The organism is Cohnella sp. GbtcB17 (genome assembly GCF_019091135.1).
GTDB lineage: Bacteria > Bacillota > Bacilli > Paenibacillales > Paenibacillaceae > Cohnella.
In genome coordinates this window covers 148933-160413 of sequence record NZ_JAGXJW010000009.1, presented here as the reverse complement: position 1 = coordinate 160413, position 11481 = coordinate 148933, and the positions used below count along the sequence as shown (strand labels likewise).

At 60.5% G+C, this 11481-nt stretch carries 11 protein-coding genes and 2 tRNA genes; 9 read left to right on the top strand and 4 right to left on the bottom strand.

What is annotated here, in order from left to right; translation table 11 throughout:
- The 7 genes from KVT38_RS07220 to KVT38_RS07190 form a co-directional block, all read left to right on the top strand.
- Nucleotides 1-376, top strand: a 376-nt coding sequence (locus tag KVT38_RS07220; protein WP_217593011.1) for a winged helix-turn-helix domain-containing protein, incomplete at its 5' end; no start/stop codon positions are given.
- A gap of 67 nt (nucleotides 377-443) precedes the next feature.
- Nucleotides 444-1679, top strand: a complete 1236-nt coding sequence (locus tag KVT38_RS07215) for a sensor histidine kinase (RefSeq protein ID WP_217593010.1) — start codon at nucleotides 444-446, stop codon at nucleotides 1677-1679.
- A gap of 123 nt (nucleotides 1680-1802) precedes the next feature.
- Entirely contained in the window at nucleotides 1803-3065 is a 1263-nt protein-coding gene (locus tag KVT38_RS07210; protein ID WP_217593009.1) for an ArnT family glycosyltransferase, read from the top strand.
- Nucleotides 3052-3777, top strand: a complete 726-nt coding sequence (locus KVT38_RS07205) for a glycosyltransferase family 2 protein (RefSeq protein ID WP_217593008.1) — start codon at nucleotides 3052-3054, stop codon at nucleotides 3775-3777. Before KVT38_RS07210 ends, KVT38_RS07205 begins: the two co-directional genes overlap by 14 nt.
- Complete coding sequence (locus tag KVT38_RS07200) at nucleotides 3767-4156, top strand: DUF2304 domain-containing protein (protein ID WP_217593007.1); 390 nt, start codon at nucleotides 3767-3769, stop codon at nucleotides 4154-4156. Before KVT38_RS07205 ends, KVT38_RS07200 begins: the two co-directional genes overlap by 11 nt.
- Complete coding sequence (locus tag KVT38_RS07195; protein ID WP_217593006.1) at nucleotides 4153-4497, top strand: EamA family transporter; 345 nt, start codon at nucleotides 4153-4155, stop codon at nucleotides 4495-4497. Before KVT38_RS07200 ends, KVT38_RS07195 begins: the two co-directional genes overlap by 4 nt.
- 21 nt (nucleotides 4498-4518) lie before the next feature.
- Nucleotides 4519-6288, top strand: coding sequence for a stalk domain-containing protein (locus tag KVT38_RS07190; protein WP_217593005.1), 1770 nt, complete (start codon nucleotides 4519-4521; stop codon nucleotides 6286-6288).
- 35 nt (nucleotides 6289-6323) lie between these two features.
- Here KVT38_RS07190 and KVT38_RS07185 read toward each other — a convergent pair whose 3' ends face one another.
- From KVT38_RS07185 to KVT38_RS07175, 3 genes are all read right to left on the bottom strand, one after another.
- Nucleotides 6324-6782, bottom strand: a complete 459-nt coding sequence (locus KVT38_RS07185; RefSeq protein ID WP_254639055.1) for a MarR family winged helix-turn-helix transcriptional regulator — start codon at nucleotides 6780-6782, stop codon at nucleotides 6324-6326.
- A gap of 143 nt (nucleotides 6783-6925) precedes the next feature.
- Nucleotides 6926-7001: transfer RNA gene (locus KVT38_RS07180), tRNA-Lys, on the bottom strand.
- 369 nt (nucleotides 7002-7370) lie between these two features.
- Nucleotides 7371-7446 (bottom strand) — tRNA-Lys (locus KVT38_RS07175).
- Between the two features lie 190 nt (nucleotides 7447-7636).
- Here KVT38_RS07175 and KVT38_RS07170 point away from each other — a divergent pair.
- Nucleotides 7637-9592 carry an ABC-F family ATP-binding cassette domain-containing protein gene (locus KVT38_RS07170; protein ID WP_217593004.1) on the top strand — a complete coding sequence of 652 codons (1956 nt, stop codon included), beginning with the start codon at nucleotides 7637-7639 and terminating at the stop codon, nucleotides 9590-9592.
- A 77-nt stretch (nucleotides 9593-9669) separates the two neighbouring features.
- Here KVT38_RS07170 and KVT38_RS07165 read toward each other — a convergent pair whose 3' ends face one another.
- Nucleotides 9670-10656, bottom strand: coding sequence for a stalk domain-containing protein (locus KVT38_RS07165; protein ID WP_217593003.1), 987 nt, complete (start codon nucleotides 10654-10656; stop codon nucleotides 9670-9672).
- Nucleotides 10657-10855: 199 nt separating this feature from the next.
- Between KVT38_RS07165 and def the strand changes: the two genes are divergently transcribed.
- A complete protein-coding gene (gene def, locus KVT38_RS07160) occupies nucleotides 10856-11383 on the top strand; it encodes a peptide deformylase (protein ID WP_217593002.1) in 528 nt (175 codons plus the stop codon).
- Nucleotides 11384-11481: the final 98 nt, after the last annotated feature.

Below are 11481 nucleotides of genomic sequence, written 5' to 3'. Positions count from 1 at the left end.
GGAGCTGGTGGCGCGCGTGAAGTCTCAGCTGCGGCGGTACAAGCAGTTCGGACGGCCCGACGTCCGCGACGAGTCGCAGCTCGAGATCGACGATCTCGTCATCAATACCGCCACGCACAAGGTCACGGCCGACGGCGAGGAAGTCAAGCTAACGCCGCGCGAGTTCGCCATTTTGCGTCTGCTCGCCGTCAATCGCGGCATCGTGCTCAGCATGGACAAGATTTATCAGGAAGTATGGAACGAACCGTTCATGGAGTCCAAAAATACGGTCATGGTCCATATCCGCAAGCTTCGGGAGAAAATCGAAAAGGATCCGCAGAACCCCCGCTATATCAAGACGGTATGGGGCATCGGATACAAGATCGATCCCGAATAAGGGCCGGCTTGCCAAGGACGCAGCCTCCCCGCCTTATTTTCGCATAGAAAGAAGCGTGTCTCGACTTATGCCCTTCAAGCTCGACTTCAAATGGCTGCGCACGATCCGCTGGAAGTTCCTCGCAGCCGCACTCGCCGCAGCCGCGCTGAACGCAGCGACGCTGTACGGCCTGTATTTGGTCGCCGAATTTTTGATCAGGCTTCCCTTCTTCCGTCCGCCGATGGCGCTCGTCATCAATCGCATCGGCTCTACGCCCGTGCTGGTCGTGTTCGGAACGGTTCTCTTTTTCGTCTATTATTTTCTGCTTAGCCGCAGCACGATCCGCCGGCTGGAGGAGCTGGACGACGCGCTGCGCGGCATGGAGAACGGCGAGCTCGGACAGGCTTCGTTCACGACCGCGAACGACGAGCTTGGGCAGGCAGCCGCCAGCATCGACAGACTCGCCGACAAGCTGGCCGACTACCTGGAGCGCATCACCGAGGGCTTGCAGGCCGTGGCCGGCGGCCGGCTCGAGTATCGGATCGAGATGGACCGCTCGTACGGCGACTTCGCCCGCATAGCCGAGAGCATCAACGCGATGGCCGAGCAGCTCGACCGTTCGATTCGCGACGAGCGGCACGCCGAGAAAACGAAAAACGACCTCATCACCGGCGTGTCGCACGACCTCCGAACGCCGCTCACGTCCATTCTGGGTTTCCTGGAGGTCATCGAGCAGGATCGGTACAAGGACGAAGTCGAACTTCGCCACTACGTCAATATCGCCTATGAAAAGGCGCGCTCGCTGAAAAAGCTGATCGACGATCTGTTCGAGTATACGCGTATCGGAGGCGGCATGCCGCTCGTCTGGACGAAGCTGGACCTGACGGACCTGCTGCGCCAGCTCGCGGAAGAGTTCGTGCCGATCCTCGAGAAGGCTTCGATGACCTGCCGTCTGGCCGCGCCGGAAGCGCCGCTCGTCATCGAAGGCGACGGCAATCTGCTGGTGAGAGCCTTCGAAAATCTGGTCTCCAACGCGATCGCGCACGGCAGCGGAAGTCCGTACGTGGACATCGAGATCGAACGCCGGGACGATATCGCGCTCATCCGCGTCATCAACTATGGCGAGCCGATTCCCGCGATGGATCTTCCGTTTATTTTCGACCGCTTTTACCGCGGGGACCGTTCGCGCGCTTCCGGCGGGACGGGTCTTGGGCTCGCCATCGTCAAGAGCATCGCCGAAGTGCACGGCGGACGCGTCCAGGCCCGCAGCGACAGGAGCCGGACCGCGTTCGAGATCGCATTGCCCGTCGCGCGCAGCTTATAACGCTCATAACATCGTCAGCGTTTGTTAAGGATTTGATAAGCTTTCGTGCAGGCGTCCGTTAAGATTCCTCTACTATACTTGCTTTCGATAGCAAGGATACGAAGAGGAAGGGGATACATAGGCATGGAAAGGTTAGCGCCATCCCGAACGCCGGTGTTCAAGCCGGCGCTTGCCCTCGCGTTCGCGCTCGTGTTCGCGTTGGCCGCTTTTTTAAGATTCGATTTTTTAACCTCCGTCACGCATCAAGTTACCCACGACACCGTCTATTACGACAAGATGGTCCGCCAATTGATCGAGAACGGGGTTTACGGCTACAAAAGCGAGACGCCGAACGCGAAGGTGCCGCCCGGCTATCCGCTATTCATGGCCGCCGTATACAAGCTGGCCGGCTATACGGAACACGATCCGTACCCTTATATTCGTTATGCGCAGGCGGTAATAAGTCTCGCGACGTTGGCGATCGCCGCGTACATCGCGAACCGGCTCGGCGGTCCGATCGCCGCGCTCGCGACATCGGCCGTCATGGCCGTCTATCCGCCGTTCATTTGGGCCAACGGGGCCATCCTGACGGAGACGCTGGCCGCCCTCCTGCTGCTGGCTTACCTCGCGCTGCAGCTTGCCGCGCTGGACAAGCCGACGCCCCGCGCATCCATACTGGCGGGCGCCGCGCTCGGACTGGCTATGCTTGCGCGTTCCGAGTTCGCCGTCCTGCTGCCCGCCTCCTATCTGCTGTTCTGGCTGATCCGCAAAGACGCACGCCATGCCGCCAAGCTTCTGCTCTGCGCCGGGCTCGGCACGGCGCTCGTGCTGTCTCCCTGGATTCTCCGCAACGTCGTCACCCTCCACAAGCCGATCATCGCGTCGACGCAGGTCAACCCGTTCGCGGCCGGCACTTATCCGAACAAAAACTACGAAGACGGACTCGTCGACCGTCACGGCAAGACGCAGATGGAGGTCGCCAAAGAACGCCTTCGCATCGGGTTTACCGAGCATACCTGGACCTACGTGAAATGGTATACCGTCGGCAAGCTGCGCGAAATATACGGCCGCATGTTTTTTGGCTCCGGGCACTCGCCGATGTACCTGGATTTTCCGTTCCGGCAGCAATTCCACGTCGTCATCGTACTCGGGGGGTTGCTCTCCGGCGCGCTGATGCTGCGCAAATGGCGCAGCGCCGCGGTGCTGCCGGTCGTCTTTTTGGCCACGATCTCGGCGACGCGCCTGGCCTTTGTGCCCGAATACAGATACAACTTCACGGCAATGCCGATCCTCATCGTGCTGGACGGACTGCTGGCCGCCGCGCTGGCCGGCTGGGCGCTGAAGCGTATTCGCGGCTCCAAAGGCGCGGCCACCGGGAAGGAGGGCGTCACGTATGAAGCAGGCTGAACTGCTCATCATTGTCCCTGCCTTTAACGAAGCCGAAGGCATTCGCGGCGTCCTCGCCGATATTCGAAGCCATATTCCCGATGCCGACATCCTCGTCGTCAACGATGGATCGACCGATGCGACCGCTTCGGAGGCCGCCGCAGCCGGAGCCGCCGTCCTCACCTTAAGCTGCAACCTCGGCATCGGCGGCGCCGTTCAGACCGGCTATCGCTACGCGGCGGAGCGCGGCTACCGCCTGGCCGCCCAGATGGACGGCGACGGGCAGCATCTTCCCGAGGAGATGGACCGCATGCGTCTTGCCCTCGCCCGAAGCGGCGCAGATATGGTCGTCGGCTCGCGCTTCGTCGAGCGGCGGGGCTTCCAGTCGAGCCGCGCCAGACGGATGGGCATCGCGCTGCTGGCGGGGCTGCTCACGCGGCTGCTGGGACGCGAAGTCACCGATCCGACGTCCGGCTTCAGGCTGTGCGGACCGAGGGCGATCGCGCTGTTCGCCTCCGATTATCCGACGGACTACCCCGAGGTCGAAGCGCTCGTCGAGATGGACAACGAGGGCTTGCGATGCATCGAGGTGCCCGTCGTCATGCGGGAGCGGCTGACCGGCAAGTCCAGCATTTCCCCGTTCAAATCCGTGTATTACATGTGCAAAGTCACAGTCGCCGTGCTGATCGCGAAGACGCGCAAAAAGAAATGGAGCGTCCGCTATGAAGGTTAATCTGTACCTGCTTAGCTTCCTGCTCAGCGCTTCCTTCTTCGTCGTACTCGTCTATATGATCCGCGGCCGCAAGCTCAGGGAGCAGTACGCGCTGCTCTGGCTGGCGCTCAGCGCCATCATGATGACGCTATCGCTGTTCCCTTCGGTCATCGACCGGATGGCTCGCCTGATCGGCGTGGTTTATGCGCCGTCGCTGTTGTACCTGCTTGGACTTGTGTTCGTGCTGTTCCTGCTGCTGCATCTGACGATCGCGGTATCCACGCTGACGCGCCGTGTCATTACGCTTACGCAGACGCTGGCGCTGCTCGAGCAGCACGACAAGCGCGTCGATGCCCGGTACGTCCGGCAATTGCCGGACGAAGGCGGACAGCGCCGATGAGCGGTCTCTTGCTCGCGATCAACATCGTCCTGCTGGCAGCCGGTCAGCTTTTTTGGAAAAAAGCGATGCTGGTCGCCGGAGGCATCAGCCTGCAAAGCTTGCCGGGCTTGCTCATGTCTCCCTTGTTTCTGCTCGGGGCGATCTGCTACGGTGCCGCGACGCTGTCCTGGATCGCCGTGCTGTCCCGGATGCCGCTCAGTCTCGCCTATCCGCTTCAAAGTTTGACCTACGCCATCGTCATGCTGGCCGCCTGGCAGCTGTTCGGAGAGGCCGTGCCCCTGAGCCGCTGGATCGGCGCCGGCATCATTCTGGTCGGCGCCTTCGTCGTCGGCCTGAAGTAAAGAGAGGAGAATTACATCATCATGAGATTGGCAAAATGGAGTTTAGCCGCACTGCTCGCCGCCGGTTCGTCGGAGGTGCTGAAGCCGCTCTCCGCCCGGGCGGAGAGCGCGGCCCTGGCGTCTGGCGCAGTATCCGGCACGAACGTGTCGGGCAAGCTTTTCCTCACCGTCGGCAGCGCAAATGCGGCATTCGAAGGACAGACCTACATGGCGGCGCGCCCCGTTGTCGTCAAAAAAGGCGTGACCTACGTTGCGCTCCGCTTCATGGCGGAACGTCTGCAGGGCTCGCTGTCGGCGGATCCCGCGACGGGCGAGACCGTGCTGTCCGCCGGAGGCATATCGCTCAGGTACAAGGCGGGGAGCAAACAATTTAAAGTCGACGGCGTTGCGCGCGCGATGAACGGTGCGCCGTATGCGGACCGTTACGTCTTGATGGTGCCTTTGACCTCGATCGCGCAAGGCTTGAATCTGCCGCTGTCCGCATCCGGATCATCGCTCGTCCTGCAGCTCGGCGCCCCCCATGCGCTGCCCCAAGCTTACTTCGAGACGGACAAGCCGTCGTACAAGATCGGCGAGCCTGTCCAATTTTCCGACCTCAGCACGGACGCGGAAGGCGCAATCGTGGCGCGCAGCTGGACAGGGAAGCAGGACGCTTACTTTGAGCCTGGCGACCGGACGGTCACGCTTACGGTCAAAGACCGCTATGGCTCGGTGTCCGCCTTCAGCCGCACGATTCGCATCGAAGACGAGGTGATGTACACTAAAGAGACTTACGATTTGCTGTTCGCTCCTGTGGGGCAAAACATCGCGGTGGACGGCGTCGGCGTAAAAACGATGGAAGCTTTGCCTTACACCTATCGCACGGAAGGACCCGTGCTGCTCCGGAGCACCGGCCCGGAGACCGTTTACGAGGAGGGCATTCTATATGGGGACGTCGCAACGGGACCGGTTCGCTTTTTGCTGCACCATAAGAACAGCTCCGGTCGAAAAATGAAGCTTCATATCGTGGCGACGAACGCCGGTACAACGTCCGCCACACTCACGCCCGGAGCTTCAGGTGCGGCGGGCCCGACCTACTCTCCCGGGCAGGCCGGCAAGATGTCGCTGGCGAGGTATCTGAGCGCGCTCTCTTCGGGCACGGCGGATCCGGCCATCATGCTGGAACCTGGCCAAAGCGCCCTGCTGTTCGCCGATCTCCAATCCCTTCCGGCCATGTCGGACAGCGACGTCATTACGTTCACCGGCGAGGTAAGCAGCGACGCGGAGATCCGCTATACCGTCCTGATGACGACGGAGGGCAGCGATCCGCTCCTCGCGCTGCCGAGTCTGCCTGCGCTGGACCCCCGGGAGTGGATCGTAAGGGGCACATTCGCCGGCGCGACGAGGACGTTCGATTATGCCGAGCCTGTAGGAGACCGCATGGTCAAGCTCTCCCTGACCGACAATGCGGCGGACCCGTTCCAGGAAGGAACGGACGGCATTCTGAATACAGTCGCCCTAAATTCGGGGAACTACGGTCTGCTGTACAACATCAAGCTGCGCAAGGTCGCGCCGCGAACGCTGATCGTATTCAATCCGCGCGGCGGCATGTATGCAGGCGCGGCGCTCGTCAACGGTCGAACTGTGACCTTCTCCCACCTGGGCGCCGCCGGCATCCAGAACGAAGCAAGCGTGCTGTACCGGACGGGCGACGCCGAAGAGGAAGTCGACATCGCGATCAGCCCGGCAGCGGGCAGCAACCTGCCGTTCGTTCTGCTGTTCGTGCCGATGCCGGATGCCGCTAGCGGTTAACGACTGGGGACGCGCTTCACATCCCGTCTTCAGCCTTATCCTTCCTCACCCATCGCCGCGGCATGCAGCCCGATCCGCTTGAGCAGCTCGGCGAGCGTGCGCTTCTCCTCCGCCGAGGCGACGGACAGATTTCGCGAGATCATGGCCGTGTGCTTCGGGAAAATATCGTCGAACAAGGTGCGGCCATCGTCGGTCAGCACCGCGTTCGACGTCCTGCGGTCCTCCTGGCTTTGCCTCCGCTCGACGTAGCCCTTTTTCTCCAACTTGTCGATGACATACGTGATGCTGCCGCTCGGGATCTCCAGCCGCTCGCTGATCTTCTGGATCGGCTGCGGCCCTTTATTGTATAACAGCTCGAGGATCATGAAGTTGTCGGGGCTGAGCCCGTGACTCTCGATATCCCGTCCGACATTGCTGAAGATCGCGCGCGACGCGCGCGACCAGATGCGGAACAATCGCAGGTCGTCCTCCAAGCCGTCATTCATCGTCTCCATGTGCAGCTGCCTCCCGTTCGTTAAACGTTCGTTTGTCATAGGGAAATCCTATTCTTAGGATAATCGAAAGTCAAGCCGCGGAACAAGTAAACAACGCAAAAAGAGCAGTGACGATAATCGTCGCTGCTCTTGAACTTTAGAGGTGGTAGGCCCTGTGGGGATCGAACCCACGACCCGTTGATCAAGAGTCAACTGCTCTGCCAGCTGAGCTAAGGACCTGTAAAGAACTTTTATAATATAACACAGCCGGGACAGGAATGCCAAGCTTTTTTCGAAATTTTTTTTCGAGGGACGAATCCGCCGGCGGATCGCAGCGCGTATAGGTACATTAGCGATGTGCCAAATCCTTATCAGCTGCGCAGCCCGCTTCCGGAGCAACTTAACGATGCGCGACATCGTTATCTGGAGACAAATCGTCTCTGCAGGCACGATAGCGATATGCCGTATTCTTAAATCGCACGCAAAGATCCCCATTGACGAAATAACGATACGCGAACGTCTTATTCCAATCGTACGCTCCGTACGCAGCTCAGACAAAATAAAAAGAGAACGGAGCGAAAATCGCCGCCGTTCTCGTCGTTTACGGGATGGTAGGCCCTGTGGGGATCGAACCCACGACCCGTTGATTAAGAGTCAACTGCTCTGCCAGCTGAGCTAAGGACCTGTAAAGAACTCTTATAATATAGCACGCCGCTCTCCTCCATGGCAAGTCCAATTTCAAAAAAAATTTCAACTGCCTGACAGAGGCTCTTCTAGCCGAGTCGGACGGCCGGTAAGCGCCCCTTGCCGGGAATATGGTATGATACGTTTAATTCCAGTTCTCTTCTATATAAATATAAAGCGAGTGGTAACGCATGGCTACGATCCTTACGGTCGAACATTTGACGAAAAGCTACGGGGACAAGGTCCTCTTCGAAGACATCTCCTTCGGCATCGAGGAAGGCGACAAGATCGGCATCATCGGCGTAAACGGTACCGGCAAGTCCAGCCTGCTGAAGGCGGTCGCCGGCATCGAGCCCGCGGACGCCGGCCGAATCAGCGCGGCGGGACGCACGCGCATCCGCATGCTCGCGCAGGATCCGGTCTTCGCGCCCGGAGAGACGGCGCTCTCGCACGTGCTCGGCGGCGACTCGCCGCAGCTCGCCGCGCTGCGCGCTTACGCGGCCGCGCTCGAAGCGCTGGAGCTCGAGCCCGAGCGGGCCGGTCTGCAGGAGAAGCTGATCGCGGCCAGCCAGCGGATGGACGAGCTCGACGCCTGGACGATGGAGACCGACGCCAAGACCGCGCTCGCCAGGCTCGGCATTACGAGCTTCGAGATGGCAGTCGACACGATGTCGGGCGGCCAGCGCAAGCGTGTCGCGATGGCGGCGGCGCTCCTGCAGCCGTCCGATCTTCTCATCCTGGACGAGCCGACCAACCATATCGACAACGAGTCGGTCTCCTGGCTCGAGAGCATGTTGCAGAAGCGCCGCGGCGCCCTGCTCATGGTCACGCACGATCGCTACTTTCTGGACCGGGTGAGCAATCGCATCCTGGAGCTGGACCGCGGGCGCGCCTTCTTCTATGAAGCGAACTACAGCCGCTTCCTGGAGCTGAAGCTTGAACGCGAGGAGCGCGAGGCCGCCTCCGAGGCGAAGCGCAAAAACCTGCTGCGCAACGAGCTGGCCTGGATTCGCCGCGGCGCTCAGGCCCGCTCCACGAAGCAGAAGGCGCGCATCGACCGGTACGAGGCGCTCAAGGCGAACGCCCCCAAGGCAGCGGCCGGCAAGCTCGACATCTCCGTCGCCTCCTCCCGTCTCGGCCGCAAAATCGTGGAGCTTGACGATGTAACCAAGCGTTACGGCGACAGCATGCTCATCGACGGCTTCAGCTACACGGCCGTGCCGGAGGACCGCGTCGGCATCGTCGGGCGCAACGGCAGCGGCAAGTCGACGCTGCTCAAGCTGATCGCGGGCCGGCTGCAGCCGGATCGCGGCGCTGTGGAGCTCGGCGACACTGTCCGGATCGGCTGGTTTTCCCAGGAGCACGAGGAAATGGACGAAAACTTGCGGGTCATCGAATATATCCGCGAAGGCGCGGAGCAGATCACGACGGCGGAGGGCGAACAAATCTCGGCCGCGCAAATGCTGGAACGATTCCTGTTCCCGCCTTCGGCGCAGTGGACGCAAATCTCCAGGCTCTCCGGCGGGGAAAAGCGACGGCTGCAGCTGCTGCGCGTGCTGACCGAGGCGCCGAACGTGCTGCTGCTCGACGAGCCGACCAACGACCTGGATATCGCGACGCTGTCGGTGCTCGAGGACTATCTGGACGACTTCCCCGGCGTCGTGTTTGTCGTCTCGCACGATCGCTACTTCCTCGACCGGACGGTCGATCGCATCTTCGGATTCGAGGGCGACGGCGTCATTTGCCAGCATACGGGCAACTATTCGGATTATCAGGCGTATGCGGAAAAGCAGCAGGCGCTCGAAGCTGCGGCGCAAAATGCTGCGACGTCAAAAAAACCGGCTGCGCCCGCTCCGGCGGACCCGGCTTCCGGCGGTGCCGGCGACGCGCGCGCGAGCGGCAAAGCGCTGAAAATGTCGTACAAGGACCTTAAGGACTACGAGCAAATCGACGGCTGGATCGCCGAAGCCGAGGAGCGAATGGCGCATCTGGGCAGGCAAATGGAGGACGCGGCGAGCGACTCTTACCGGCTGCAGCAGCTCACGACCGAACTGGCGGAGCAAGAGTCGAAGCTGGACACCCTGCTCGAGCGCTGGACGGAGCTGAACGAGCTCGCCGAGGCGATCGCCGCGCAGAAGAAAAACTGAAGGCGAAATGTAAAAGGACCGGATCGATCGCGAGATCGCCGGTCCTTTTGTATGGAACACGTACCTATGCGGCAATGTTAGTCCAGCTCGACTTTGACTGCCCTATAGGCCATCGTCCGCACCCCCGTTTCCCAGGCCCTTATTGTTTTGCCTACCATCTCTTCGGTAAAAACGGGCTTTACGATCGTACCGTCCACAATCAGCTTTGCATCCTCATAAAGTGATACGGAAAAAGGAAGTTCCTGCTTTATTCCGCGAATCTCCCCCGATACCTCAATCACCTTGCGAGTCGTATCGACCTTCTCGACGACGCCTACTATATCCGGGTCGCGGGTGCAGCACTCGGCGACATCCAATATCAATGGAAATTCCTCGCCCGCAATCCGGTACATCGCAGCTCTGACAGCGGCGAGCTCCGCATCGCCGAGCTTCCTTTCCACATCCCCGTAGCTTCGGATTTGTATCCACACCTGTCCGTTCACCACGTCTCCCGACAGCGGCATCACCCCGATGCCATCCATGAGCTCGTCATGGTGCTCGAAGACGGCTTGCATCAAATGCGCCAGGCGCTCGTCGAGCGACTCCTGCTCCTGTTCGGCCCTTTCGTAATGCACACGCACAGTCAGCGGGGACCCGCTCGCCGCGATGCTGGCGCCAATCGCCAGACTGACCGATCGGAGCGGAACATACAGCGTTCCGACGCTCATCCAGGAAGGCTGGCTCAACAAATATTGCTCGCCGTTAAAAACAAATTTGGACGCGCCCGCCGTGATCGCGGCGGTAGATCCGTCTAACGTCGCATTCGCGCTGCTCGTGCGGTCGTCCCAGCTGACCTTCCCCCCGAGCGCAGCGATAAAAGCGCGGAAGGGCACAAACGTCTGCCCCTGCCGGAGCTTCGCGGGAATCTCGACGCTTGCCTGTTCGCCAACGGTCACGATCACCTTGACCGGCGTTTGAGCCGCGGCACTCCCGGCGAGCGCGGGAACCGCCGCGGCCGAAGCGAATCCCGGCAATGACACGAGCAAAGCGGCGATCGCCAACCAAAACAACCCATTTCTCATCATCCTCATCCCCTTCGTCGATTCTCGTATTGACTCCAGCATAGATGGGATTTTTAAACAAAACAAGATATTAATTTCCGTTTTTTCATTCTTAAGTAGTCAAATCGGCTCGAATACTGCGCTTTCCCATGCGTCCGACGGTTCACAAAACTGCAGGCAGGCGATAGAATAAAGCTATATTTGGAAGGAGCGGAGAACGCGAATGACGATTCGAACGATACTGCCGTTCGGCGAAGAGCTGCTGCGGAAAAAGTCGAAGCCTGCCGACGGCATCACGCCGCGCATCGAAAAGCTGTTGGACGACATGGCGGAGACGCTGTACGCGACCGACGGACGGGCCGGACTGGCTGCGCCCCAGATCGGCATTTTGCGGCGGGTGATCGTCATGGATTGCGGCGACGGGCTGATCGAGCTGGTGAACCCGGAGATTTTGGAAATGAAGGGCGAGCAGATCGGCGCCGAAGCGTGCCTGTCCTTTCCCGGCTATGCGGGCATCGTCAAGCGGGCCAACGAGATTACGATCACGACGCTGAACCGGCAGGGCGAGACCGAGACGATTCATGCCGACGGTTTTCTGGCCCGGTGCATCCAGCATGAGATCGACCACCTCGATGGCATCCTCTTTATCGACCGCGTCCACGGCCCTACCCTGTATCATGAGGAAAACGGCGACAAAATTTCGATCCATCAAGTAAGGAAAATCGCAGGCCCGCCGCCTGCCGGCCGCTAGTCCTCTTAACGTCTTACATTCCAAGCCTCCAAAGGGGAACACCCGTCTGATTGCCAACAAATGGAGTACCATACTCGGCCGGTTCGCCGGCCAGGGAG